Source organism: Cognatiluteimonas weifangensis, assembly GCF_003416885.1.
GTDB lineage: Bacteria > Pseudomonadota > Gammaproteobacteria > Xanthomonadales > Xanthomonadaceae > Cognatiluteimonas > Cognatiluteimonas weifangensis.
The window spans coordinates 215,780-240,608 of sequence record NZ_QVPD01000005.1 but is presented as its reverse complement, the minus strand read 5'-3'; the positions used below and the strand labels follow the sequence as shown (position 1 = coordinate 240,608).

Genomic DNA, 24,829 nt, shown 5'->3' with positions numbered 1-24,829 from the left:
CGCATCAGTCGCACGAGGTCCGCCATGAACGTCACGATCCACACCCGCGCGCTGCAGGCCGTCGCGCTCGGCGCCCTGCTGGCCGCCGGCTTCAACGCTCCCGCCGAGGCCCGCCAGGATCCGCGGGATCCGGACCGGCACCAAGCCCGCGACGAACGCCCGGCCGATGCACGCAAGGGCGACAAACCGGCAGCGCAGCGGCAGCCCGCGACGGCGCCGCGTGCCCGCGCGCCCCAGCCGCGTCAGCGCGATGCCGCATTGCAGCGTGCCGAACACCAGCCGCAGGTCCGGCAACGATCGCCGCGGGAACGGCAGATCCAGGAGCCTCGCAGCGCCGAGCGCCGGCCATCCGCCCGGCCGCCGGCGCAGCGTCAGCAGCCGGCCCCCCGCCTGGCCGCGGAGCGGCAAGCCGCGACGCAGCCCCCGGCCGCATGGCGCAGCGCGACGCGGCCACATGCAGCGACCACCCGCCATGACACGCAGTCGAGTGTCGAACGGCGCCGCGAGGAGCGGCGCCTGGCGCAGCAGCAGCACGCCGCGGCCGAGCGCGACCGCGACGCCCGTGCACGCCAGGAGCAGGCGCGTGCGTCATCGCTGCTTGCGCAGCGGATCGCGGAGCAGCGCGAGCACGCCGAACGACGCGACCGCATCTCCCGCCAGGAACAGCAGCGCCGGATCGAACAGCAGCGCCGGCGCAGCGAGGACTACCGCCGCTACGCGGCCGAGCAGCAATCCCTGCAACGCCGGCAGGCGCTGCAATTGCAGCAGCAGCGGCGCATGGCCCAGTACCGCTACCAGCAGGAGTACTACCGCCGCCTGCGCCAGCAGCAGTCGCGCCTGGCCGCATTGCGTTACGACTACGGCGCCAATCCGTACTCCTACGCGCCGGCGAGCTACCGCTACGGGTATGGCGGCCAGTGGTACACCACCACCCGCTACGGCGCCGACCTGCTGCGGCAAGCCGTCGACTACGGCTACCGGGAAGGCCTGCGCGCCGGCCGTGCCGACCGTTACGACCGCTGGCGCGGCGACTATCGCGACTCCTACGCCTGGCGCGACGCCAGCTATGGTTACGACAACTATTACGTCAACCGCGCCGATTACAACTACTACTTCCGCCAGGGGTTCCAGCGCGGCTACGAGGACGGCTACTACGGCCGCAATCGCTACGGCCGCTACGACAACGGCGACATCGCGATCCTGCAGGCGGTGCTGGCGTTGATCCTCAACCTGCAATACCTCGACTAGGCGGGCACGGTGCCGCTCCGCGGCGCCGGTTCGCCGGGCGCCGCGGTTCCGTGAGCGCGCTCAGTGTCCTGCGTGCAGCGCGCGACGCAGGTTGGCGCGCGCCGGCGCGTCCAGGCGCGCGTGAAAGAAGTCGCTGAGGAAGATGCGTTCGCGCGCCAGCAGCGCCCGCAGGAACCGCCGCCGCCGGAGCCGGAACAGCCAGCCGGGCAGCTTGCCGCGGTACTCGTCCGCGATGCCGCGATCGTAGGCGTCGAACTCGGCCGCTGCGGCGCCCAGGATCGCCATGTCGCAGTCCAGGAACAGGCGCACGTCGTCCGGCGCCGGGTCGGCATCGAAGTCCGCCGGCCGCCAGCGCCCGTGGCGCGCGGTCAGCCCGATCAGCTGCGCCACGCGCGCCGGATCGATGCCGGCATCGGGCTGCCAGCGCGCGATCTGCCCGAGCGCGAACCGCGCCGAGCGCGCCTCGTTGTCGCGGCGTCCCGGGACGTAGACGGCATCGTGGTAGAGGATCGCCAGCGCCACTTCGCGCGGCTGCTTCCAGCCTGGCCCTGCCGCGACTTCGGCGTAGTGCCGCAACACCGCCTCGACGTGGTGGAAATCGTGATAGGCCCGTGGCGGCGTGGCGTACGCCGCGGCCAGCGCCGCACGCTGGCCTGCCGACAGGTGCAGGGGCAGCGCGTCCACCGTCGGCTCAATTGCGGCGCGACTGCGCCACCGGCAGGCGCCAGCCGCGGCGGATCGCCAGGTAGCGCAGACCGAAGCACAGCAACGCGCCGGCCAGGAGCGTGGGCGCCCCGGGCAAGTGCAGGCTGCGCCCGAGCACCACCAGCGCGGCGCCGGCCAGCGCCGCGACCGCATACAACTCCGACTGCAGCACCACCGGAATCCGCGCCGCCAGGATGTCGCGGACCATGCCGCCGCCGATCCCGGTCAGCATGCCCAGCAGCACCGCGCCCATCGGCCCCAGACCCGCGGCCAGCGCCTTGGTGGTGCCGGTGACCGCGAACAGCGCCAGTCCGACCGCATCGAACACCTGCACCGGATTGCGCAGCCGTTCGACGTCGTGGTAGCGGAAGAAGACGAGCAGCCCGGCCAGGCAGCTCACGCCCAGGTAGTGCCAGTTGACCAGCGCCACCGGCGGGATCGCGCCGATCAGCACGTCGCGCGCGATGCCGCCGGACACCGCCGCCGCGAACGCCAGCACCAGCACGCCGAACAGGTCCATCCGCTTGCGCACGCCCAGGGTCGCGCCGCTGATGGCGAAGACGAAGGTGCCGACCAGGTCGAGCGCGATCAGGAAGGTGTGCACGGCCACTCCGGACGGAGGCTGATCCGGCCACAGGATGACAGGCCGGCGGCACCGCGGCCAATCGTCCTGTGGCAAGCATCGGACAACCGGCACCCGGGGCGCGCCCGTGCCGCCGCCACGCTCCGCCGCCGGACCGTGGCGACGCGCGCATCGGCCCGCCGACGGCAGGCCGGGGCCCGGCGCTCCGGCGCTACGCCTCGACCAGCACCTTGAAACCGCCCCAGAACATGCGCTTGCCGTCGAACGGCAGCTGCTTGGGATCCATCATGTCGGCCAGTCGCGGGTCGGCCATCACCTTCTTGTTGATACGGTCGCGGTCGCGGCGCGATTTGTACACGATCCAGGAAAACACCACGGTCTCCCCGTCCTTGAGCTTGACCGCCTGCGGGAACGAGGTGAGCTTGCCGGGCGCGACGTCGTCGCCGAGGCACTCGACGTACTCCAGCGCGCCGTGTTCGCGCCAGATCTTCCCGGCCCGGCGCGCCATCTTGCGATACGCCGCCAGGTTCGCCGTCGGCACCGGCACCACGAAACCATCGACATAGTTCATTGCTTTCTCCCGTTGCGGACACGACGCCGCGCGCCATGCGATGCGGCGGCCGGACCGGCGCCCCGCAGCCCCGGACCCGGGCGGGCGGCATCGTGCCCGCCGCTGCGCGCAGGAGACGTGAATGCGGCCGGCCACCGCGGCAGGCGCGCGGCCGCCGGCCAGGGGCGGCACGATCCAGGCCGGCGGGCGGTTTCCCGCGGACCTCCGGCCGCGCCCGGCAGGAACACGCCGGGGTCGTGCCCCGTTTCCGGCCGCACCGGCGATGCCGCGCGCGGGTGTACCGTAACGGCCGCCAGCGACGATCCGCATCCGCCCCGGAGAGTCCATGTTCCGCGCCTGCCTCGCCTGTGCCCTGCTCTGTTGCGCCAGCGCCCCGGTTGTCGCCGCCATAACCGCGCCCTTGCCCGACGCCGCCGCCACCGCACTGCCACACGATCGAGCGGTCGCGCGGGTGACCACGCTTGCGCACGCCGACCAGCAGTACAGCCTCTACCTGCCCGCGGATTACACGCCGCAGCGCCGCTGGCCGCTGCTGATCGTCCTCGATGCGCGCGGCCGCGGCGAGGACACCCTGCGCCTGGCGCTCGAAGGCGCCCGCAGCAACGGCTGGATCGTCATGAGTTCGCACCAGAGCCGCAGCGACACGGCCGAATCGACGACCCTGCAGGCGCTGCAGGCGCTGCTCGACGAGGCCGCGCAGCGCTACGCCTACGACCGCCGCCGGCTGTATCTCGCCGGCTTTTCCGGTACCGCAAAGACGCTGTGGACGGTGGTCGCACCGCTGCGCGGCCAGCTGGCGGGAATGATCGGCTGCGGCGGCGGCCGGCCGCCGGAACTGGGCCCGCTGCGCCTGCCGCAGCCGGCGTTCTTCGGCATGGCCGGCAACGGCGATTTCAATTACCAGGAGATGCGCGCACTCGACGCCGAACTCGCACAGGCCGGCGCCGTGCACCGCCTGGCGATCTTCGACGGCGGGCACGAGTGGCCGGCCGATCCGGCGGTGTTCGCTGCCGCGATCGACTGGCTGGAGCTGATGGCGATGCGCGCCGGGACCGCCCCGCGGCGCGAGGCCTGGATCGATGCGCAGCTGGCCCGCGCCCGCCTCGCCGTGGCCGCCGCGCCGGACGCGCTGCAGCGCTGGCGCCTCGGCGAACAGCTGGCCCGCGATTTCGACGGCCTGCGCGACATGCAGGCCGAGCGCGATGCCGCCGCACGCCTGGCCGGCAGCGCCGAAGTCCGCGCCGGACTGGCCGACGAGCACCGCCTGCGCGCGGCGGAGCGGCGCCACGCGCAGCGCTTCGACGAGTGGCGGGCGCGCGCAGGCCAGCGCTTCGTCGAAGGCCGCCGGCAGGATCCGCCGAGTGCGGCGCGCGCGCTTTCGGAACTGCGCATCGGCCGCCTCCGGGAACAGGCCGCGGCGGACGATCCGGCCGTGGCCGCCTCGGCGCGGCGCAGCCTGGAGCGCGACTACGTGGCCACCGCGTTCTACCTGCCCGAACAGCTCGTGGCGCAGGGCGATCTGCCGCGCGCCGCGGCGATGCTGGCGATCGCCAGCGCGATTTTCCCCGAGCGTCCGCAACCGCACTGGCGCCGCGCCCAGGTGCTGGCGCTGGACGGCGATGCCAACGGCGCCTTCGCGGAACTGCAGGCGTGCGCGCAACTGGGTTACGGCGATCCCGCGAACCTGCGCCGCGATCCGGCCTGGCAGCGCCTGCGCGATGATCCGCGCTGGGCCGGCATGCTGGCGGCGATCGAAGCCGCAACGGCCGCCGAGTCGCCGTCGCCATGACGCCGCGGCTGCGCCAATCGCCTCAGCCCGGATGCAGGACCACGCGGTTGCGCCCGGCCGCCTTGGCCGCGTACATCGCCGCATCGGCACGGGCGATCAGCGACGCCAGGTCCTCGCCCGGCTGCAGCATCGCCACGCCGATGCTGGCCGTCGGGGTGGCGCCGCCGACGTCCTCCCCCGCCCGCTGCTGCAGGCGCCTGCGGATGCGTTCGGCGGCCTGCAGCGCGTGCGCGCCATCGGCGTCGGGCAGCGCGACCACGAACTCCTCGCCGCCGTAGCGGCCCACCTCGTCCTGCTCGCGCAGTTCGCCGCGCATGATCCCGGCTGTCGCGCGCAGGGCGGCATCGCCGGCCTCGTGGCCGAGGCGGTCGTTGAGTTGCTTGAACCGGTCCAGGTCGAGGAACAGCAGCGACAGCGGCCGGCCCTGGCGCCGCATCGCCGTTTCCAGCGCCAGCAGACGCTCGCTCCAGGCGCGGCGGTTGTACAGGCCGGTCAGCGGATCGAGATCGGCCAGGCGACGGGCCTGGTCGCGATCGCGGCGCAACGCCAGGGTGCGGTCGGCCAGGCCCAGCGACAGCACCAGCGCCTCGAACGCACCGGCGGCCAGGGCCGCGTCGCCGATCCAGGTCCAGGCCGGCAACATGCCGTACGGTTGCAGGCTGCCGGCGACCGTCACCGCCAGCAAGGGTGTCCAGCCGAGCAGGAAGAAGCGCGCATACCGCGAGCCGCGCCAGGCCGCGAGCGCACTGGCGGCCAGCAGCAACGGCCCGCCCAGCACCAGCAGCGGATTGGTCAGCACCCGGGCCAGCGCGCCGAGCCCGGGCAGCAGGCCGGTCGCGCCGACCGCGACGATCAGCGCGGCATAGCCGAGCAGCAGCCGACGCCCGCGCGGCAGGTAGCGGCGCAGGTTGGCGAAACGATCGGCGAACAGGATCGCGAACAGCACCGAGGCCGCGGTCGCGACCCGCGCGACGCCGCGCAGCGGGCCGGCGAGCCATTGCCAGCCCAGCGGTTCGAACAGGTAGCCGGTCTGCAGGCCGAGGATCAGCGCGTAGGCCAGCACGAACGCCGCGTAATGCACGAACGTCGGATCGCGCAACCGCAGCGCGAAAAAAAGCGCCATCAGGCCCATCGCCGCCATGATCGCCAGACAGGCGCTGGCGAAGGCGAGCCAGCGCGCGTCGGCGCGCAGGTAGGCGGCCGGGGGCAGGACGGCAAAGGTCATCGGCGCGGCGATCACGCCGCGGCTGTCCACGTGCAGGCGCAGCGGCTGCCCCGGTGCGGGCGCGACGGCGACCGGAAAAACCAGGCGGCCGTGTCCGGGCCAGGCGCGCGGGTCGACGCGGGTGGCGCGTGCGCTGCGCGCTGGGCCACCCGGGGGATGGAATCGCAGCGTCTGCAGCCCGGCGCCGCGCGCCTGCAGCACGAACGGCGGCGCTGGCCAGTCGCCCTGCGCGGGCCACAACAGCACCCAGCTCCCTGCCTCGCCGGCGGCGAAGGTCTGCAGGCGCACCGGATCGAAATGCCGCAGTTGCGGATCCGCCCGTGTCACGTCGCCAGCCTGCTCGCCGGCCACGGCCGCACGCCAGCCGCCCTGCAGCGGCAGGTCCGCGGCCGTTCCGGGCAGCGGGCTGGCGGCCAGCGCCAGCGCCAGCAACAGCAGCCACACCCATGTCCGCGCGCGCGCACGGATGTCGCCCGGAAGCGCGTGCACGCGACTTCCGCGGCGGAGCCGGAAACCGATCATGCGGCCAAGGGTAGCGAAGGACGGCGACGGCCGGCATCGGCCATTGGTCCCTGGCCGCGCGAGCGCACGCGCCTGCCCGCCGGCGCGGCCAGGCCGCTCCGCAATCCCGGTGTCGCCGGCGGCCGCTGCGGATCGCGTCCGGGTCGCCGAGACCCGCGGATCAATGCCGCAAACGCACCGACCTCGCCCGCGCGCTCAGCGCCACAGCAGCACCGGCACCAGCGCCACCAGCGCCAGCGCCGCCAGGATTCCGAGCACGGCCAGCAGCACCCGCAGCGGTTCGCGGCGCAGCAGCGTGGCGAAGGTCTCCGCGGTTCCGGCGCGCACCGCGGCGGCATGCTCGGCCCGCGCGCGTTCGCGGCGGGTGTGCTGGTAGTCGGCCAGCAATCGCTCGGCCCGGGCCGCGTCCTCGTCGCGGGCGGCCCAGATTCCGCCGTGGGAGATGCCCCAGCGGCTGGGCAGGGTTTCGTAGAACTCGATGCCGTTGTCGTCCAGCAGCGCGCGCACCTCGTCGCTTTCGTCGTCGGGCACGTTGCGCAGGTTGAGCAGCAGCTTCGGCATGCGACCGATCATAGCCGTTGGCGGAGCGGCCGGGCCGGCACCCGGCGCTCAGGCGTCGGGCGGCGCGGCCCCGCCGTGGCGCGCGCGCCAGGCCGCCAACGCAGCCTCGTAACGCGCCAGCGCCTCGTCGTGCAGGTCGTACACGCAGCGCACGCAGCCGCCGCCACAGCAGTCGGCCGGATCCGGCTCGGCCGGGCGCCGCGGCGGCGGGTCGGCCGGTGGGGCCGGAGTGGACGGGTTCGGGTTGGCTTCGTTCATCGTTGTCCTCGCGCTGCGCCTGCCCTTACCCGGCGTCGGCGCCGTCTTCGGCGCAGGCCTGCATCGCCAGCGCGAAGGAACGCATGCGCGCGGCATGGTCGAAGATGTTGGCGGTCAGCAGCAGCTCGTCGGGGCGATGGCGGGCGACGAAAGCGGCGATGCCCGCGCGCACGGTCGCCGGCGCGCCGACCACCGCACAAGCCAGTGCGCGGTCGACGCCGGCCTTCTCCGCCGGCGTGCAGTAGGCAGCGATGGCCTCTCCCGACGCCAGCGGCGGCGGCACCGGCCCGGGCCGGCCGCGGCGCAAGTCGACGAAACTCTGCTGCTGGGTGGTGAACAGGCGCCGCGCTTCGGCGTCGCTGTCGGCGACGACCACGTTCAGCGCCAGCATCACGTGCGGATGCGACAGCCGCGGCGATGGCCGGAACTGGCGCCGGTACAGCGCCAGCGCATCCTCCAGCGCATCCGGTGCGAAGTGCGAGGCGAAGGCGTACGGCAGCCCCAGCGCCGCCGCCAGCTGCGCGCCGAACAGGCTCGACCCGAGGATCCACGTCTCGACGTCCAGACCCGCACCCGGCACCGCGCGCACCGGCTGCCCGTCCTGCACGGGCTCGAAATAGCGCAGCAGTTCGGCCACGTCGGCGGGGAAGTCGTCGGCGTTCCGGTAATAGCGGCGCAGCGCGTGCGCCGCGGCCTGGTCGGTGCCGGGCGCGCGGCCGAGGCCGAGGTCGATGCGGCCCGGGTGCAGCGACGCCAGCGTGCCGAACTGTTCGGCCACCTGCAGCGGCGAATGATTGGGCAGCATGATTCCGCCGGCACCGACGCGGATGCGGGTGGTGCCGTTGGCGATGTGGCCGATCAGCACCGCGGTCGCGGCGCTGGCGATGCCCGGCATGTTGTGGTGCTCGGCCAGCCAGAAGCGGCGGTAGCCCAGGCGCTCGGCCTGCCGGGCCAGGTCGAGGCTGTTGGCGAACGCGCGGCGGGCGTCGCTGCCTTGGGCAATCGGCGCCAAGTCGAGGATGGAAAGCGCGGGCATCGATGGTTCCGCAAGCCGGGAGTCGACAAGATGGGGACGCCGGCCACGAAATTCCACGGTCCTGTCCGCGTTTTTCCGTCGCCGCGCCGGTAAACTGCGCCGATGGAAGCCACAACGATACGGACGCCCCTGCACGGCGAATACAAGGTTCCGGGCGGCAAGCTGGTGGTAGCCGACCTCGCGGTCGCCGACGGGCGCCTGGCCCAGGTCCAGGTCAGCGGCGATTTCTTCCTCGAGCCGGACACCGCGCTGGACACGATCAACGCCGCCCTGCTCGGGCTGCCGGCCGACGCCAACGAAGCGCTGCTCGCCGCCGCGGTGCGCGTCGCCCTGGGAGCGGAGGTGCGACTGTTCGGGATCACCCCGGAGGCGGTCGCCGTCGCGGTGCTGCGGGCCCTGGAAACCGATGGAGCAACCGCGTGAGCCGCAGCAGCTGGCACGACCACGACTGGCAACTGATCCACGCCGAGCCGCAATCCCCGGCCCTGCACATGGCGCTGGACGAGGTGCTGCTGGACGAAGTGTCCGCAGGCCGCCGGCTGCCGACGCTGCGGATCTGGGAGTGGGCCGGGCCCTCGGTGGTGATGGGCCGCTTCCAGTCGCTGCGCAACGAAGTCGACGCCCAGGGCGCGCAGCGCCACGGCATCGAGGTGGTGCGCCGAATCAGCGGCGGCGGGGCGATGTTCATCGAACCGGGCAACACCATCACCTATTCGATCTTCGCGCCGCTGTCGATGGTCGAGGACATGACCTTCGAGCAGGCCTACGCGCTGATGGACGGCTGGGTGATCGAGGCGCTCGGCACCCTGGGAATCCAGGCCTGGTACCAGCCGCTCAACGACATCACCTCCCCGGCCGGCAAGATCGCAGGCGCGGCGCAGGCGCGGCGTGGCAAGGCGGTGCTGCACCACGTCACCATGGCCTACGACATCGACGCCACGAAAATGCTGGAAGTGCTGCGCATCGGCCGCGAGAAGCTGTCCGACAAGGGCACCGCCAGTGCGCAGAAGCGGGTCGATCCGCTGCGCAGCCAGACCGGACTGGCGCGCGAGGAGGTGATCGCCTGCCTGATCGAAAGCTTCCGCAGCCGTCACGGCGGGCTCACCGCCGACGCCCTGCGCCCGCAGGAGCTGGCACGCGCGCAGGCGCTGGCGCGGGACAAGTTCGCGACTCCGGAATGGACCGCGATCGTGCCCTGAACTAAGGCGCCGGCACCGCTCCCGGCCGGTGCCAGCCATGCCCGGCCATGCAGGCCTCGAACGCGGCCTCGCGCGCCGTGCCTGCCGGCCGCGGCGCGGCCTCCGCCGTGCAGGTCGCCTGCGCCTGGTCGAACGGCGTCGCCCCCGAACCGCTCCAGCCGCGGGTATCGGCCGTAGCGCAGCCGCCGGCCAGCGCCGCGGCGAGAATCGCTAACAAGGTCGTGCGGAGCATCGGCGTGTCCTCGGTGATCGGTCGTGCGGGGAAGCCTGCGGCGCGCGCTCAGCCCTTGCGGAGGAAGCAGGTCTTCAGCACCAGTCCCTTGATCCTGTCCGAATTGCCTTCGATGTGCTCCGGATCGTCCTCGACCAGGCGGATATTGCGGATCACGGTGCCCTGCTTGAGCGGGATCGAAGTGCCCTTGACCTTCAGGTCCTTGATCACCACGACGCTGTCGCCGGCGGCCAGGACGTTGCCGTTGACGTCCCGGGTCGCGGCAACGGCGGCAGTCTCGGCGACCGCGCCCGGCCACTCGTGGCCGCAATCGGCGCAGACGTGGATGTCGCCGTCGGCGTAGGTGTTGGGCAGGCCGCATTGCGGGCAGGCGGGAATTCCGGGCATGGCGTCGGTTCCGTCGGCGGGGCGCGGATTATAGGCGGCGCGCGCGCCGGCCGGGTCAGTCGCCACGCTGGTAGGTGCCGACCAGTTCGGCGTGCGCCAGCACATGGCCTTCCATCGCCGCCAGCAGCCGCGCCTTGTCCGGTTGCCGCAGGTCCGGCAGCACGCTGTCGAGCGCGTACAGCCGGAAGAAATAGCGATGCCGTCCGATCGGCGGGCACGGCCCGCCGTAGCCGCTGCGGTGCCAGTCGTTGCTGCCCTGGCGCGTGCCCGGCGGCAGCTGCGCCGCGGCGACGCCTTCGGCCAGGCCCGCGCTCGTCGGCGGCAGGTCGTACAGGACCCAGTGCACCCAGGTGCGCTGCGGCGCGGCGGGATCGGGCGCATCCGGATCGTCCACGACCAGGGCCAGGCTCCGGGTCGCCGCCGGCACTCCGGACCAGCGCAGGGGCGGCGATACGTCCACGCCGTCGCAGGTATGGCGCGCGGGGATCGCGGCATGCGCCGCAAACGCCGGTGAAGTCAGGACCATGGACATGGCGCCCTCCTTTTCCCCGCTGTCCGCGGGGCCGTTCGCGAACACGGCGAGCAGCGCAGCCAGCACGATCGGACCACCTGCGGCCATGGCCAGCACCTCGCAGTCGCACCCATCAATTCTAGGTTCTTCTCCGGGACGCGGGAATCTGCGCGGGGTGAAACCCGTACTCCTGTCTTTACGGGACACGCCGTGAAAACACTTCAAGTGCGGAAACCTTTGCGGGGGAAGCCGGCGGCCCGGCCTGTGCCGGACACGCCGTGAATACGTCCCTGTAGGCTCCTCGGCGGCATCCATGCCGCCGACGGTCCCGCACAGGCCGGGCCACCGGCTTCTGGCAGGTGAGTTGGCGCCCGCAGAAAAAAGCCCGAAGCGACGGACTCCAAGCTCGCGAAGTCGCCGCCCGGCGGGCTGGGGGTGCGGAGAGTGGACCATGGAGGGTCCACGACCCGACTTAAAGACAGGAGGTCGTCAGGAGGGCGCAGCACCCCCAGCCTGCCGGGCGGCGACTCCGCCCGAAGCCGATCACACGAGCGCAAGCCACCCATGGTCCATGCCCCGACTTAAAGACAGGATGTCGTCAGGAGGGCGCAGCACCCCCAGCCCGCCGGGCGGCGACTCCTGCCGAAGCCGGGAACATACGAACGCCTCGTTTTTTATCCGCCTTTCCTGCAGAAGCGAGGCACAACGGCGCTCAGTAGACGCGGAACTCCGCGCGGCAGCCGCCGGTCACCCGGATCCCGCCGCGGTCCCAGCGCCAGTTGCGGCCCTGCACGCAGCGCGTGCGCGAGAGCTGGCGGACGAGTTCGGCGCGCACGCGGATCGGCACGTCGCAATAGCGTTCGCGGCCGTCGCTGGATTCGCAGCGCACGATCCGGCCGCCGCGGTCGTCCGGACGCCCGTATCCGGAACCGTAACCGGAGCCGTAACCCGCGCCGGTCACGAACTCCGCGCGGCACCCCTGCGTCACCCAGATGCCGCGATCGTCGTAGCCCCAGTTGTGTCCGCGGATGCAGTCCGTCCGCGACAGGCGCCGGCTCAGGCGCACGCCGCCGCGCACGTCCGCGTCGCAGTAGCGCAGGCGTCCATCGCGGGATTCGCAGCGGACGACGCTGCCGTAGCCGTAACCGCTACCCGGATAGGTCGGGACCGCGGAGCCCGGGTAGTACCCGCCGGGATAACCGCCACCGGACGGATAACCGCCGTAGCCCGGGTAGCCGTAGCCCACGCAGCCGGCCAGCGCCAGCGCGCCGACTACCGTGCCCATTCGCAGGATGCCGTTCATGGCCGCCTCCAGGTTTGCCGCTGTCGCGACAATGCCAGCGCGATCATGAGCGCCGGCTAAGCGGGACACGGGCGCACCGACGCCTCAGCGCAGCTGGCTGTCCTTGCTGCCGCGGCGGTTGTAGCCGGCATTGGCGCCCTGTTCGCGGTCGCGCGCCTGCTGGCAGGGTACGCACAGGCGCACGCCCGGCATCGCCTTGCGCCGCGCCGCGGGAATCGGCGCATCGCATTCCTCGCAATGCGTCCTCCCCGGGCCCTGCGGCAACTGGCTGCGGGCGCGCTTGACCGCGTCCTCGACGGTCGCGTCGATCTGGTCCTGTACGGCGTTGTCGCCGGCCCAGCCGGTAGCCATCGCGGTCTCCGCAAGAGGGATCGCGGCGGAGCATAGCGCCGCGCGCGTGAAGCCGCGCCAACCCCCCGGCAGACGCGGAAACCGCCGCCCCTCGGGGGCGCGCCGCAACCGGCGACCGCTACCCGCTGCAACCGCCGCAGCAGATCGAGGGTAACTGCTCCACCTGCTGCGGCGCGATCGGGAAACCGGCGCGGTTGAGCAGCGTCACCAACTCGGCCGCATTGACCGACGTCGCCACCCGCAACATCCGTCCGGCCGGATCGGCATCGGCCAGTGCGGCCGGGTCCAGTTCGCGGATCGCATCCTCGACCGCGCCCGGATCGGGCAGTGCCCCGGCGATCGTGATATGGAACTCCATGTGCAAGTCCTCGCGGCGGGCGCCCTGGCGACCCGACCCCGCGATTGTCCGGCGCCGCGGCGGCGGCGACCCTGATTTCGGTCAAGCGTCGGAGCTGCGTCGCAAGTCGCGTCATGCGCTTCGAGCCCGACGAGAAAACCGCGTAGCATGGGCGGGCGGTGGTGCCACGGCAGAACGCGCAGCATCGGCCGCATCGCCGCTTGATCTGGGTCAGCGCGTCCGCGGCCTCGCTGCCGCACGCTGGTGAGCGGGCCGTTGCCCGCGCATCCGCGCCGTTCCGCCGCGCGACCGCCGGCCCGAAGCACCCGAGGAGGCATCCATGGATTCGTCGCTCTATCCGCAGGCCACGGCCGCACTGGCGCACAAGCGCCGCGAACTGGCGCCGGAACCGCTGCAGGCGTTCAAGGCGTTCAGCGCCGCGGTGTTCGCCGACGGCGCGCTGCCGGGCGTGACCAAGCAGCTGATCGCGGTGGCGGTGGCGCACGTGACCCAGTGCCCGTACTGCATCAAGGGCCACACCGCCGCGGCGCTCAAGCATGGCGCCAGCGAGCAGCAGATCATGGAAGCGATCTGGGTCGCCGCGGAAATGCGCGCCGGCGGCGCCTACGCGCACTCGGCGCTGGCGCTGGACGTGATGCAGCACGCGCACGAGCAGCAGGCCGGCTGAACCGGCAGGAGCGCAGCACCGTGTCGATCCGCTACACCGGCGTTTCCGCCGACATCCTCGATGCGATCGGCGACACCCCGCTGGTCGAGGTCGAGGGCGTCTTCGCCAAGCTCGAATTCCTCAACCCGTCGGGCTCGATCAAGGCGCGCATCGCCAAATACATGATCGAGCGCGCCGAGCGCGACGGCCTGCTCAAGCCCGGCGACACCATCGTCGAAGCCACCAGCGGCAACACCGGCAACGCGCTGGCGCTGGTGGCTGCGGTCAAGGGCTACCGCATGCGGGTGGTGATGCCCGAAGGCCTGTCCAGCGAGCGCGTGGCGATCTCGCGCGCCTACGGGGCGGAAGTCGAATTCTGCGGCAACTTCCACGTCGACCAGGCGCTGCAGCGCGCGCGCGAACTGGGCCGCCAGCCCGGCTTCTTCTGCCCGAGCCAGTTCGAGTCCGAGGTCAACGTCGAGGAAAACCGGCTGGTGCTGGGCCCGGAGATCCTGGCGCAACTGCCCGACGGCCGGCTGCCCGATGCGCTGGTGCTGGGCGTGGGCACCGGCGGCACCCTGATCGGGGTCGGCCAGGCGTTCCGCGCGGTCAACCCGCAGGTGCGGCTGTTCGCGATGGAGCCGGGCGAATCGCGCACCATCCTGTGCGGCGAGATCGCCACCCATACCATCGAAGGCATCTCCGACGGCTTCGTGCCCGGCATCTTCCAGCGCCATGCGGAACTGGTGGACGACTTCCTCAGCGTGTCCAGCGAGGACGCGGTCGCGGCGATGCGGCAGCTGGCACGCCGCCACGGCCTGTTCTGCGGCCCCAGCTCCGGCGCCCACCTGCTCGCCGCCCGGCGCGTGCGCGAGCGCTTCCCCGAACTGCGCACCGTGGTCACCGCGTTCTGCGACAAGGGCGAGAAATACCTGCACGAATATTTCATGCAGCCCGAAGCCAAGGCGGTCAGGACCGAACACTTCGGCTGAGCGGCGCCGCCGCAGAGCGGGCCTTGGCGATCAAGCGCGCCGCTTGCCTGCGCCGCCCTCTCCGCCGCCCGTACGGACAGGTCCGCTTCCGGCCCGCGCCAGGCTCCGCACTGCCCGGCTCGCCGCCGGCAACGCGCCCCGGATCGGCGGGGATCGCTCGGGAGCGCGCGGCCGCATCCACAGCGCACGCTCCCGGGGCGGAGTATCGTCGCGCAGGCCTGCGACGACCGATCGCGGACGAGCGTCGCGGCGCCATCGCTGCGGTGCCACTTGATCCCGACCGGGAGACTCGATGGGCAAGGCCGACCATACCGCTCCCGGCACCCCTTCGGCGTGGCGGCGGATCCCGCCGGGGATCTGGGCGCTGGGGTTCGTGTCGCTGCTGATGGACACCTCCTCGGAGATGATCCACGCGCTGCTGCCGGTCTATCTGGTCACCACGCTCGGGGCGTCGGCCCTGGCGGTGGGCTTCATCGAGGGCATCGCCGAGGCCACCGCATCGATCGTCAAGGTGTTCTCCGGCGCGCTGTCGGACTGGCTGCGGCGGCGCAAGCTGCTGGTGGCGATCGGCTACGGGCTGGCGGCGTTCACCAAGCCGGTGTTCCCGCTGGCGACCACGGTCGGCTGGGTGGTCGCTGCGCGTTTCGTCGACCGCATCGGCAAGGGCATCCGCGGCGCACCGCGCGATGCGCTGATCGCCGACCTCGCCCCGGCCGGATTGCGCGGCGCCGCGTTCGGCCTGCGCCAGGCGCTCGACACCGCCGGCGCGTTCCTCGGCCCGGCGCTGGCGATCGGGTTGATGTGGCTGACGGCCGACGACATTCCGCTGGTGTTCTGGTGCGCGGTGCTGCCCGCGTTCGCCGCGTTCGCGCTGGTGGTGTTCGGCGTGCACGACGTCGCCGAGCGCGGAGACGGCCGCCGCGTGCGCACACCACTGTCGCGCGCCGACCTGGCGCGATTGCCGCCGCGGTACTGGGGCGTGGTGGCGATCGCCGCGCTGTTCACCCTGGCGCGCTTCAGCGAGGCGTTCCTGGTGCTGCGCGCACAAGAGCTCGGGCTGGCGCTGGCGCTGATCCCGCTGGTGCTGGTGGGGTTGAACCTGGTCTATGCGTTCTCGTCGTATCCGGTCGGGGTGCTGGCCGACCGCGTCGACCGCACCCGGCTGCTGGCGTGGGGCGTGGCAGTGCTGGTGCTGTCCGACCTGGCGCTCGCGCTGCTGCACGGCCTTGGCGGGCTGGCACTGGGCGTGTTGCTGTGGGGACTGCACATGGGCATGACCCAGGGCCTGCTGGCGACCCTGATCGCCGACGCGGCGCCGGCCGACCTGCGCGGCACCGCATTCGGCGTGTTCAACCTGATCGGCGGCCTGGCGCTGCTGGCGGCAAGCGTGCTGGCCGGCGGCCTGTGGGATGCGTTCGGCTCGCGCGCCACGTTCCTTGCCGGCGCCGGCTTCGCGGCGATCGCGACGCTGACGCTGCTCGCGCATGCGCGACGGCAGCGGGGCCGTGCCGCGCGCGGGTAACGGTCGCCGCATCCGCACGCCCCGCTGGGTTGGGGGGATACCGCGCCGCGCACCGACCGTTGCGGCCACTCCTTGCACGCAGACGCAGGCCCTTCGCACGGCCTATCGACCGCGCATGTGGCCGCGGACTGCATGCATCCCGCATGCGCTTGACTCAAGTCAAGCCTCCCGGCGCGGCGACGCCGTAATTTGTCGTGGGGGTCTTGCACGTCCCGGAATCCGGGGCGGCAATCGACGTACGGGCAGCTTTTCTCACGGGGATTCGGCATGCGAAAACGCACCATAGACTTGGTTCTCTCGATCGTGGCCAGCACGGTCGCCTTGCTGTTGTCCTGGCCTTATTGGCGGGATTTCCAGTATTGGCCCGAGTCGCGTCTGCTGTGGGGCGTCTACTTCGTCGTCGGCTTCGCGCTGTCGGTGTACGTCTTCTACGCCTTCATGGTCGCTATCCACACCCTGTTCGAGCACGACGCGCTCGAGCACGCGGAAGCGGCCCAGGCCCGGGCTTCCGGCAACGGTACGGAGGGACGGCCATGAGCTGCGGACCCGGCAAGCCTTGCGAGGAAGGGCACAAGCGCCGCATGGCGTTCGGCGCCCTCGGCGCCATGGCGATCATCTTCATCCTGCTGTCCGCGGCCTCGTTCCTGAAGTCGCGCAACCAGGTCGTGCCCGACGCCGTGACCTACGGCTCCTACGACGCGGTGCAGGGCAAACGCGTGTTCCAGGCCTATAACTGCATGGGCTGCCACACCCTGCTGGGCAACGGCGCCTACCTGGGCCCGGATCTGACCAACGTCTACGAGCAGGCGGGTCCGGCGTGGCTGGCGGCGTTCCTGCCGTCGGCCGGCGGCTGGCCGACCGGCCCGGCCCTGCAGGTCCATCTGCAGAAGCCCGAGCAGATCGCCGCCAGCGGCACCGGCGACCTGGACGCATACCTCAAGCGCTATCCCGGCGCGGCCGAGCGCATCCAGCGCCGTGGCGGCGGCACGACCTTCATGCCCAACCTGCCGCTCACCAGCGAACAGGTCGGCCAGCTGATCGCGTTCTTCAAGTACACCTCGGAGATGAATACCGAGGGCTGGCCGCCCAAGCCCAAGGTCGATGGCCTGAAATCGCCGCTGGCCAAGCCGATCCCGGGCATCGCCAGCGCCAGTGCCGCCGAGGCACCGGCCGCCGCCGCGTCGGTCGCAAGCGCCGATCCGGCCGCGCAAGGCGCGGAGATCGTGAAGGAATACGCCTGCACCTCCTGCCATGCGCTCGACCGCTCCAAGCTGGTCGGTCCGGGCTGGGGCGGCCTGTACGGCTCGCAGGTGGCCCTGACCGACGGCAGCAGCGTGCTGGCCGACGACGCCTTCCTGGCAGAGTCGATCCGCCAGCCCGACGCCAAGATCGTCGCCGGCCACGTCGCCGGCACCATGCCGTCCTACGCCACCATGCTCAAGGACGACCAGGTCGACGCCATCGTCGCCTACATCCGCACTCTGTCGGGAGACGGGCAATGATCCAGATCCAGTACCAAACCCAGCGCCTGAGCATGCGCTTCTTCATGCTGATGCTGGTGCTGTTCTTCGTCCAGGTCGTGTTCGGCCTGCTCCTGTCGCTGCAGCACGTCGACCCGGCGCTGCTGGCCGGCAAGCTCAACTTCAACGTCGCCCGCACCGAGCACCTCAACCTCGGCATCCTGTGGATCCTGTCGGGGTTCATCGGCACCATCCTGTTCGTCGGGCCGTTGCTGTCCAAGCGCGAGCTGGCCGCGCCGGGACTGATCAAGTTCCTGTTCTACGCGTTGCTGGCGGTGGTGATCTGGAACGTCGCGACGCAGTTCCTGGCACGCTTCGGCATCGCCGGCTGGTGGCTGGGGCAGCCGTGGTTCCATGAAGGGCTCGAGTACCTGGAGGCCGGCCGCGCCGCCGACGTGGTGATCCTGATCGGCTTCTCGATCCTGACCTACGTGGTGCTCAAGACCTTCCCGCCGCGCAAGGAGTGGAACGAGATCCACTGGGGCTTGGCGCTGGGCGTGATCGCGCTCACCCTGGTGTGGATCTTCGGCCTGTTCTTCATCGAGCGTCAGGACGTCAGCGAGTACTTCCGCTGGTACGTGGTCCACTACTGGGTCGAGGGCGTGTGGGAAGTGATCCACATCAGTCTGGTCGGCTTCCTGCTGGTGCTGATGTTCGACGCCAAGGTCAAGAGCGTCGGCTACGCGGTGTTCTGGGGCATCTCGCTGGTGTGGCTGTCGGGCCTGATCGGCAACGCGCACCACTACTTCTGGATCGGCACGCCGGAGTTCTGGCAGTTCTGGGGCTCGCTGTTCAGCGCGCTGGAACCGCTGCCGCTGATCTTCTGCTTCTGGCACATCTACCTGGACGCGCACCACGACCGCAGGCCGCTGAAGAACGCCCCGGCGTTCTACTTCATCCTCGGCTCGGTGGTGCTCGAACAGGTCGGCGCCGGCATCCTCGGCTTCACCATGACCTTCGCCCTGACCAACGTCTGGTCGCACGGCACCTGGGTCACGCCGAGCCACGCGCACCTGGCGCTGTTCGGCACCTTCGGCATGCTCGGGATCGCCTCGGCGTACTACGCGGTGCCGCTGATGCGCAACCTGCAAGGCTACGACGAGCGGCTGGGCCGGCTGGCGTTCTGGCTGGTGTTCGTCGGCATGCTGGGGATGTCGTTCGCCTTCGCCCTGGGCGGCACCATGCAGGTGTTCGCCTACCGCACCCTGGGGCTGGACTGGTTCGGCGGCGACATCTATCCGGCGATGGGCTTCTTCAAGGCGCTGGTGCCGGTGTTCGGTACCGTGTTCCTGGTCGGCACGGGCCTGATCGTGTACGACCTGATCACCCTGGGCCACCGCGTGCCGTCCGAGGCCGCCACGCCGGCCGCCGCGAGCTACGCCGATCCGCACGCGCCCGCCAACGGGGTGCAGGCGGTGACCGGCTGGAGCCGCTACCTCACCGGTTACGAGACCGGCCTGTGGCTGCTGGGCATGTGGTTCTTCGGCGCGGTCATCACCTTCGGCCTGCTCAGCTTCAACCTGGCCAGCGTGCAGGCCGGCAACCCGACCCTGCCCTACCTGCTGGCCTCGATCGGCTACCCCGGCCTGCTGCTGGTGACCCTGCTGTTCGTCTGGCGTTTCCTGGCATCGATGGGCGCGCGGGCGCAGGAGCCCGCGCCCGCAGCCGACGCCGGCGCCTACGCGCTCGGGCAGACGGCCTAACCCTGGGAGGGTCGGCGCCTGCCGTTCCGCACGGTTGCGGGGCGGCAGGCGCGCGGACCTGACGCAATTCCCGCAACCGGTGCCGCCGGCTCAATCGCCGCGGCGCGCCCACCAGCGCCCGAGCACGCGGGCCCGTTCGAAGCGCGACTCGCTGCCCGCACGCAGGCGCGCCAGGTTGGCGCGGTGCGTGTACAGCAACAGCGCCGCAGCCGCCACGGCGAACGCCAGCCGCGGCCATTCGGCCCCGCTCAGCAACGCCAGCAGCGCCAGCGCCAGTCCGGCCAACAGCGTGGACACGCTCGCGTAGCCGCCGACGGCCAAGCTCAGCAGCCACACCGCCAGCACCAGCGCCAACGCGCCCGGCCAGACCACGGCCAGCGTGCCGGCCAGCGTCGCCGCGCCCTTGCCGCCGCGAAAGCCGTGGAACAGCGGCCACACGTGCCCCGCCACTGCGGCCAGCGCGCAGGCATACAGCCACGCCGAAGATGCGGCGGGCGGCAGCAGGCGCAGCGCCAGCCACGCGGCCAACGCGCCCTTGCCGACGTCCACGATCACCGTCCCCAGCGCGAACCACGCACCCTGGGTGCGCAACGCGTTGCTGCCACCGGCATTGCCGCTGCCCAGCGTGCGGATGTCCACGCCGCGCAACCGGCCCAGCAGCAGGCTGCCCGACAGCGAACCGAGCAGATACGCGAGCAGCACCAAAGCGAAATTCACGGGCAGGTCTCCAGGAATGCCCAGCCCGGCGTGCGCGGGTCGTCCGCACCCGGGCGCGCTACGATGTCGCCGCGCGCGCTCAGATGTCCGCCGGCTGCAGACTGAGCACCAGCGTACCCGGCCCGGCGTGCGCGCCGATCGCCGGACCGGTTTCCACCAGCCACGCCTGCGCGCAGTCCAGCAACCCGCGCACGCTGCGCAGTAGCGCCTCGCCGTCGGCGGCGGCGTCGCAATGGCCCACGACCACGCGCCAGCGCCGGCCGCGATCCACGCGCCGGGCCACGTAACGCGCGAACCGCTCCGGGACCCGCCGCGAGCCGAACAGCCCGCCGACCAGGCCCAGCTTGCCGCTGCCCTTGAGCCGGGCGATCGGGGTCAGCCGCAGCGCCTGCACCAGCGGCTTGCCCCAGGCCGGCAGCCGCCCGCCGCGCACCGCCATGGCCAGGTCGCGCGCCATCGCGAAGGTCAGCGTGCGCGGCCGCAGCGCCTGCAGCCGGGCGAGGATCGCGGCCGCATCCTCGCCGCGCTGGGCCGCCTCGGCGGCGGCGATCGCCAGCAACGCCTGGCCGCCGGCGGCGTTGGCGGTATCGAAGACGAAGGTACGCTCGGGATGGCCGCGCTGGGCCGCGGTCTCGGCCGACTGGATGGTGCCCGAAACCGCGCGCGCCACGCCCAGGTACACCACCGCGGGGTGATGCGAGAGCAGGAATTCGAACTGGCGGCGGAAATCCCCCGGCGGCGGCTGGCTGGTGCGCGGCAGCACCGGCGCCTCGCGCAGCTTGCGGTAGAACTGCGCCGGCGTCAGCCCGATCTTGTCCAGGTAATCCTGGTCGCCGAAGTTCAGCCGCAGCGGCACCACATGGATGTTCAGCGCCTCGGCGACGCCCTCGGGCAGGTCGGCGGAGCTGTCGGTCACCACCGCCACGCCGCCGGCGCCGGCCGCGGTCCGCGCCTGCGCGCGCATGTCGTCGGCCTTGGTCGCCTCCACCCGCCCGAAACGCGCCGCCAGCGCGAACAGCGCCTGCGGATCGGCGACGTGCGCATGCACGCGCAGCCGCGCGTGCGAGCCGGCGACCACCACGCACGAGGCGCCCAGCTGCGCGATCGCGGTGCGCAGCGCCGCCGGCTCCAGGCCCGCACCCAGCAGCAGGCACTCGCTGCACCAGCGGTGCGCCGGGTCGGCGTCGAGCAGTTCCTCGTGCGCGCGCGCCGCGTCGAGATCGGCCTCGGCGTCCGGCATGGCGTCGACCTGCGGTGCCGCGATCGCGTTGTCGCCGCCGGCCAGGAACGCGTCGATCCCTTCCAGCAGGTCGACGAACCCCTGTGCGCCGGCGTCCACCACGCCCGCCTTCTGCAGCACCGGCAGCTGCTGCGGCGTGCGTGCCAGCGCGCGCCGCGCCTGCACCAGCGCCGCGGCGAACCAGCCACGCACGTCGAGCACGTCTTCGTGCGGCTCCAGCGCCTCGGCGAACGCGGCGATCACGCTGAGGATGGTGCCTTCGCGCGGCTCGGCCACCGCCTGGCGCGCCGAATGCGCGCCGGCACGCACGGCCCTGGCCAGGTGCGCGGGCGCGACCGCCACGTGCCCGCCGATCTCGCCGGCGACCCCGGTGAGGAATTGCGCCAGGATCGCGCCGGAATTGCCGCGGCCGCCGTCGATGGCATCCTCGCTCACCCGCCGCAGCAGCTCGCCCACGCCGCCCGCCCGGCGGCTCAGCGCGCCGGTCAGCACGCTGCCCAGGGTGAAGGCCAGGTTGCTGCCGGTATCGCCGTCGGCGACCGGGAACACGTTGATGCGGTTGAGGGTGTCGCGGTCGGCGATGACCCGGCGGGCGCCGGCGATCAGCGCGCGGCGCAGGCCCGCACCGCGGATGCGCAGCGCGGTGCGCTCGAGGACGATGGCATTCATTGCGGGCCAGTGTGCCGCATGCCGCGGCCAAAAACAGGGTGCGCTGATCCAGATCAATCCGCGGGCCCGCGCCGGCGACGACGGGCCGGTACCATGCACCTCGCGCGGCCCGGTGCCGCAACCGGGATGGGGATGCCCCCTCCGCGCTCCGCGCCAACCCCTCTCCCCGCCCGGAAGCAAGCCATGTCCCCGACGTTGTCCGAACAGATCGTGCTGGTCACCGGCGCCGGGCGCGGGCTGGGCCATGCCATCGCCCGCGCCTTCGCCGCCGCCGGTGCGCGCGTGGTCGTCAACTACCGCGCCAGTCGCGCCCCGGCCGAAGCGCTGTGCGCGCAACTGGGCGACGGGCGCGCGCTGGCGCTGCAGGCCGACGTCACCGACCCGGCCGCGGTCGCGGCGATGCTGGCCGCCGCCCGCGCGCATTTCCGGACCCCGGTCACGACCGTGATCAACAACGCCCTGGCGGACTTTTCCTTCAACGGCGACGCCCGCTCCGGCGCCGAGGCGATCGCGTGGGAGGAATTCGACGCCCAGTTCCGCGGCAGCGTGCGCGGCGCCCTGAACACCATCCAGGCGGCCGTGCCCGGCATGCGCGAAGGCGGTTTCGGGCGGGTCGTCAACATCGGCACCAACCTGTTCCAGAACCCGGTGGTGCCCTACCACGACTACACCGCGGCCAAGGCGGCGCTGCTGTCGCTCACGCGCACCATGGCCGCCGACCTGGGACCGGCCGGGATCACCGTCAACATGGTTTCCGGTGGGCTGCTGCGCAGTACCGACGCCAGCGCCGCCACGCCCGAGGCGATCTTCGACCTGATCGCGGCGGGCACGCCGCTGCGGCACGTCACCACGCCGGAGGAATTCGCCGACGCGGTGCTGTTCTTCGCCTCGCCGTGGGCGCGCGCGGTGACCGGCCAGAACCTGGTGGTGGACGGCGGCCTGGTCAAGGACTGAGCCGCCCCGCCGCGCGCGGTCAGTGCCGGCTGCTGTGGTACAGCTGCGCCAGCGTATCGGCAGGCACCGGCACGGAAAAGTAGAAGCCCTGCGCCAGGTCGCAGGCCTCGTCCTTGAGGAACTGCAGCTGCTGGCGGTCTTCCACGCCCTCGGCGATCACCCGCAGGCCCAGGCTGTGCGCCAGGCGGATGATGGCGCGCGTGATCTCGCGGTCTTCCTCGTCATGGCCCAGGTCGCGGACGAAGGCCTGGTCGATCTTCAGCGCATCGATCGGCAGGCGCTTGAGGTAGGCCAGGCTGGAATAGCCGGTACCGAAATCGTCCACCAGGATCTTCAGCCCCAGCGCCTTGAGCCGGGCCAGCAGGACGATGGTGTTTTCGGCATCGGACATCAGCGTGGTTTCGGTCAGCTCCAGCTTCAGCGCGCCGCGCTCGACCTGGAAATCGCGCAGGCAGCGCTCGACGTATTCGCAGATCTCGCTGTCGCCCCAGCTCGGCAGGCCGGTGGGAAACCCCTCGGCATCGCGGCGGGCGTCGGGCGGGACCTGGCGCCCGGACATGTTGACCGAGACGCTCAGCCCCTCGATCCCGGCCCGGCGCCAGCGTTGCAGCTGCCGGCAGGCCTGGGCGATCACCCAGCGGCCCACGGCGACGATCTGTCCGGTCTGCTCCAGCACCGGGATGAAATCCGCCGGCTCCACCTCGCCGCGGTCCGGGCACTGCCAGCGCAGCAGCGCCTCCACCCCGGTCCAGCGGCCGCTGCGCAGATCGACCTGCGGCTGGTAATGCAGCACGAACTGCTCGCGTTCGACCGCCTGGCGCAGCGCGGCTTCCAGCTCCCGCCGCTCCTGCGCCCACTGGTTCATCTTCGGGGTGAAGAAGCGGTACGCGTTCCGGCCCGCGGCCTTGGCGTGGTACATCGCGGTGTCGGCGTAGCGCATCATCGCCTCGGCGTCGCAGGCGTCCTCCGGGCATACCGCGATGCCGATGCTCAGGGTGACCACGGCCATCGCCTCGCCCAACAGGAACGGATGCCGCATCGCCTCGGTCAGCTGCCGGGCCAGGGCCGCGGCGTCCTGCGGGTGGCGGGCGATCGGCGCGATCACGCCGAACTCGTCGCCGCCGAAGCGGCCGACGATGTCGCAGCTGCGGGTGCAGGCCTGGATCCGCTCGGCGACCTGACGCAGCAACTCGTCGCCCATCGAATGGCCCTGGGTGTCGTTGACGTACTTGAACCGGTCCAGATCCAGGTACAGCAGCGCCAGACTGTGGCCCTGCTCGATCGCCGCGCGGCATTCGCGTTCCAGGCACTCGGTGGCGTAGCGCCGGTTGGGCAGTCCGGTCAGGGCGTCGTAGTGCGCCAGCCGGTGCAGCTTCTGCTCGGTGCTGCGGCGCCCGGTGACATCGTGCACGGTGCCCACCAGCTGCACGCAGCGTCCGTCGGCGTCGAACACCGGCGCCACCATCACCTCGCCGTAACGCTCGCCGGCAGGGAAGCGCGCGATCTCCTCCCAGTACATCGGCTGGCCGGACGCGGCGGCCTGCGCGTAATGCGACAGGGCCAGGCCCAGCGACGGTTCCGGGAACACCTCCTCGACCCGGCGCCCGATCACCTGCGCGGCGGTCAGCCCGGTGGCCTCCAGGAAGCGGGCATTGACCGCGCCGAAGCGGTAGCCGTCCGGCAGCACGTCGATCAGGTAGACGATGTCCTCGATGGTGTCGAAGATCACCTGCAGCGTCGGCGCGCGCTGCTCCCGCGCGCCGCCGCCGCCGGACGGCACCGGCGGCGGTTCGTTGCCCGAAGGCGGGTTCACGGCCATCGCGGGTCTCCGTTCGTCGCCGGCCTGCGGAGCCTCCGGCTCCGGGCAGCGCGTCCGCGGACCGCGCGGGAATTCCGGCGGGAATCCTCGCAAGCCGCGCACCAACCGGCCGGGGCACCGCCGCCCGGGCCACGCGTCGGGTTCGTCGCTCGACCCTGCGCGGTGCAGACAACGGCCACCCCCGTCGCCGCAGGCCAGCCGGCGGATG

At 72.1% G+C, this 24,829-nt stretch carries 27 protein-coding genes; 11 read left to right on the top strand and 16 right to left on the bottom strand.

Annotation, left to right across the window (positions count from 1 at the left end; genetic code table 11):
• The first annotated feature begins 24 nt into the window (after positions 1–24).
• Positions 25–1,248 (top strand): hypothetical protein, encoded by a 1,224-nt coding sequence (locus D0Y53_RS07170; protein ID WP_117202514.1) that lies wholly within the window; start codon positions 25–27, stop codon positions 1,246–1,248.
• 60 nt (positions 1,249–1,308) lie between these two features.
• On the opposite strand, the gene D0Y53_RS07165 is transcribed toward D0Y53_RS07170, so the two are convergent.
• The 3 genes from D0Y53_RS07165 to D0Y53_RS07155 form a co-directional block, all read right to left on the bottom strand.
• Entirely contained in the window at positions 1,309–1,932 is a 624-nt protein-coding gene (locus tag D0Y53_RS07165) for an HD domain-containing protein (protein ID WP_117202513.1), read from the bottom strand.
• 7 nt (positions 1,933–1,939) lie between these two features.
• Positions 1,940–2,557 carry a trimeric intracellular cation channel family protein gene (locus D0Y53_RS07160; RefSeq protein ID WP_117202553.1) on the bottom strand — a complete coding sequence of 206 codons (618 nt, stop codon included), beginning with the start codon at positions 2,555–2,557 and terminating at the stop codon, positions 1,940–1,942.
• Between the two features lie 190 nt (positions 2,558–2,747).
• Positions 2,748–3,107 carry a DUF1428 domain-containing protein gene (locus D0Y53_RS07155; RefSeq protein WP_117202512.1) on the bottom strand — a complete coding sequence of 120 codons (360 nt, stop codon included), beginning with the start codon at positions 3,105–3,107 and terminating at the stop codon, positions 2,748–2,750.
• A 400-nt stretch (positions 3,108–3,507) separates the two neighbouring features.
• Between D0Y53_RS07155 and D0Y53_RS07150 the strand changes: the two genes are divergently transcribed.
• Positions 3,508–4,896: an alpha/beta hydrolase gene (locus D0Y53_RS07150; protein ID WP_147319034.1), complete on the top strand. Its 1,389-nt coding sequence runs from the start codon at positions 3,508–3,510 to the stop codon at positions 4,894–4,896.
• Between the two features lie 22 nt (positions 4,897–4,918).
• Here D0Y53_RS07150 and D0Y53_RS07145 read toward each other — a convergent pair whose 3' ends face one another.
• The 4 genes from D0Y53_RS07145 to D0Y53_RS07130 form a co-directional block, all read right to left on the bottom strand.
• Positions 4,919–6,610, bottom strand: a complete 1,692-nt coding sequence (locus D0Y53_RS07145; RefSeq protein ID WP_158550603.1) for a diguanylate cyclase — start codon at positions 6,608–6,610, stop codon at positions 4,919–4,921.
• A gap of 228 nt (positions 6,611–6,838) precedes the next feature.
• Positions 6,839–7,204: a DUF6164 family protein gene (locus D0Y53_RS07140; RefSeq protein WP_117202552.1), complete on the bottom strand. Its 366-nt coding sequence runs from the start codon at positions 7,202–7,204 to the stop codon at positions 6,839–6,841.
• A 48-nt stretch (positions 7,205–7,252) separates the two neighbouring features.
• Positions 7,253–7,462 carry an oxidoreductase-like domain-containing protein gene (locus D0Y53_RS07135; protein WP_117202509.1) on the bottom strand — a complete coding sequence of 70 codons (210 nt, stop codon included), beginning with the start codon at positions 7,460–7,462 and terminating at the stop codon, positions 7,253–7,255.
• Positions 7,463–7,487: 25 nt separating this feature from the next.
• Positions 7,488–8,498: an LLM class flavin-dependent oxidoreductase gene (locus tag D0Y53_RS07130; RefSeq protein ID WP_117202508.1), complete on the bottom strand. Its 1,011-nt coding sequence runs from the start codon at positions 8,496–8,498 to the stop codon at positions 7,488–7,490.
• 102 nt (positions 8,499–8,600) lie between these two features.
• On the opposite strand from D0Y53_RS07130, the gene lplB reads away from it, so the two are divergent.
• Together lplB and D0Y53_RS07120 are read left to right on the top strand one after the other, a co-directional pair.
• Positions 8,601–8,921, top strand: a complete 321-nt coding sequence (gene lplB, locus D0Y53_RS07125; protein ID WP_233511696.1) for a lipoate-protein ligase small subunit — start codon at positions 8,601–8,603, stop codon at positions 8,919–8,921.
• Positions 8,918–9,697: a lipoate--protein ligase family protein gene (locus tag D0Y53_RS07120; protein WP_117202507.1), complete on the top strand. Its 780-nt coding sequence runs from the start codon at positions 8,918–8,920 to the stop codon at positions 9,695–9,697. The genes lplB and D0Y53_RS07120 overlap by 4 nt, the downstream gene beginning before the upstream one ends.
• A 1-nt stretch (position 9,698) precedes the next feature.
• On the opposite strand, the gene D0Y53_RS07115 is transcribed toward D0Y53_RS07120, so the two are convergent.
• The 6 genes from D0Y53_RS07115 to D0Y53_RS07090 form a co-directional block, all read right to left on the bottom strand.
• A complete protein-coding gene (locus tag D0Y53_RS07115; RefSeq protein ID WP_117202506.1) occupies positions 9,699–9,929 on the bottom strand; it encodes a hypothetical protein in 231 nt (76 codons plus the stop codon).
• 48 nt (positions 9,930–9,977) lie between these two features.
• Positions 9,978–10,316, bottom strand: a complete 339-nt coding sequence (locus tag D0Y53_RS07110; RefSeq protein WP_117202505.1) for a zinc ribbon domain-containing protein YjdM — start codon at positions 10,314–10,316, stop codon at positions 9,978–9,980.
• A 55-nt stretch (positions 10,317–10,371) separates the two neighbouring features.
• Entirely contained in the window at positions 10,372–10,848 is a 477-nt protein-coding gene (locus tag D0Y53_RS07105) for a YbhB/YbcL family Raf kinase inhibitor-like protein (RefSeq protein ID WP_117202550.1), read from the bottom strand.
• A gap of 691 nt (positions 10,849–11,539) precedes the next feature.
• Positions 11,540–12,130: a DUF3011 domain-containing protein gene (locus D0Y53_RS07100; protein ID WP_117202504.1), complete on the bottom strand. Its 591-nt coding sequence runs from the start codon at positions 12,128–12,130 to the stop codon at positions 11,540–11,542.
• 84 nt (positions 12,131–12,214) lie between these two features.
• Complete coding sequence (locus tag D0Y53_RS07095) at positions 12,215–12,481, bottom strand: DksA/TraR family C4-type zinc finger protein (RefSeq protein WP_117202503.1); 267 nt, start codon at positions 12,479–12,481, stop codon at positions 12,215–12,217.
• A gap of 118 nt (positions 12,482–12,599) precedes the next feature.
• The gene (locus tag D0Y53_RS07090) at positions 12,600–12,839 is read right to left on the bottom strand and encodes a hypothetical protein (protein ID WP_117202502.1); all 240 of its coding nucleotides are present in this window, start codon (positions 12,837–12,839) and stop codon (positions 12,600–12,602) included.
• A 319-nt stretch (positions 12,840–13,158) separates the two neighbouring features.
• Here D0Y53_RS07090 and D0Y53_RS07085 point away from each other — a divergent pair, with 319 nt between their 5' ends.
• The 6 genes from D0Y53_RS07085 (at position 13,159) to D0Y53_RS07060 (ending at position 19,222) form a co-directional block, all read left to right on the top strand.
• Positions 13,159–13,506 carry a carboxymuconolactone decarboxylase family protein gene (locus D0Y53_RS07085; RefSeq protein WP_117202501.1) on the top strand — a complete coding sequence of 116 codons (348 nt, stop codon included), beginning with the start codon at positions 13,159–13,161 and terminating at the stop codon, positions 13,504–13,506.
• A gap of 20 nt (positions 13,507–13,526) precedes the next feature.
• Positions 13,527–14,477: a PLP-dependent cysteine synthase family protein gene (locus D0Y53_RS07080; RefSeq protein ID WP_117202500.1), complete on the top strand. Its 951-nt coding sequence runs from the start codon at positions 13,527–13,529 to the stop codon at positions 14,475–14,477.
• A 292-nt stretch (positions 14,478–14,769) separates the two neighbouring features.
• Positions 14,770–15,999 (top strand): MFS transporter, encoded by a 1,230-nt coding sequence (locus D0Y53_RS07075; protein ID WP_117202499.1) that lies wholly within the window; start codon positions 14,770–14,772, stop codon positions 15,997–15,999.
• A gap of 267 nt (positions 16,000–16,266) precedes the next feature.
• Positions 16,267–16,536, top strand: a complete 270-nt coding sequence (locus tag D0Y53_RS07070) for a hypothetical protein (protein ID WP_199492015.1) — start codon at positions 16,267–16,269, stop codon at positions 16,534–16,536.
• The gene (locus tag D0Y53_RS13220; protein ID WP_117202498.1) at positions 16,533–17,501 is read left to right on the top strand and encodes a c-type cytochrome; all 969 of its coding nucleotides are present in this window, start codon (positions 16,533–16,535) and stop codon (positions 17,499–17,501) included. The genes D0Y53_RS07070 and D0Y53_RS13220 overlap by 4 nt, the downstream gene beginning before the upstream one ends.
• Positions 17,498–19,222 (top strand): cbb3-type cytochrome c oxidase subunit I, encoded by a 1,725-nt coding sequence (locus tag D0Y53_RS07060; protein ID WP_233511695.1) that lies wholly within the window; start codon positions 17,498–17,500, stop codon positions 19,220–19,222. The genes D0Y53_RS13220 and D0Y53_RS07060 overlap by 4 nt, the downstream gene beginning before the upstream one ends.
• Positions 19,223–19,312: 90 nt before the next feature.
• Here D0Y53_RS07060 and D0Y53_RS07055 read toward each other — a convergent pair whose 3' ends face one another.
• The gene (locus D0Y53_RS07055) at positions 19,313–19,939 is read right to left on the bottom strand and encodes a glycerol-3-phosphate acyltransferase (protein WP_158550602.1); all 627 of its coding nucleotides are present in this window, start codon (positions 19,937–19,939) and stop codon (positions 19,313–19,315) included.
• Between the two features lie 79 nt (positions 19,940–20,018).
• Entirely contained in the window at positions 20,019–21,848 is a 1,830-nt protein-coding gene (locus D0Y53_RS07050; protein ID WP_158550601.1) for a DegV family protein, read from the bottom strand.
• Between the two features lie 183 nt (positions 21,849–22,031).
• Here D0Y53_RS07050 and D0Y53_RS07045 point away from each other — a divergent pair, with 183 nt between their 5' ends.
• Complete coding sequence (locus D0Y53_RS07045) at positions 22,032–22,802, top strand: 3-oxoacyl-ACP reductase (RefSeq protein ID WP_117202495.1); 771 nt, start codon at positions 22,032–22,034, stop codon at positions 22,800–22,802.
• Positions 22,803–22,821: 19 nt separating this feature from the next.
• Here D0Y53_RS07045 and D0Y53_RS07040 read toward each other — a convergent pair whose 3' ends face one another.
• Complete coding sequence (locus D0Y53_RS07040) at positions 22,822–24,621, bottom strand: putative bifunctional diguanylate cyclase/phosphodiesterase (protein WP_117202494.1); 1,800 nt, start codon at positions 24,619–24,621, stop codon at positions 22,822–22,824.
• Positions 24,622–24,829: the final 208 nt, after the last annotated feature.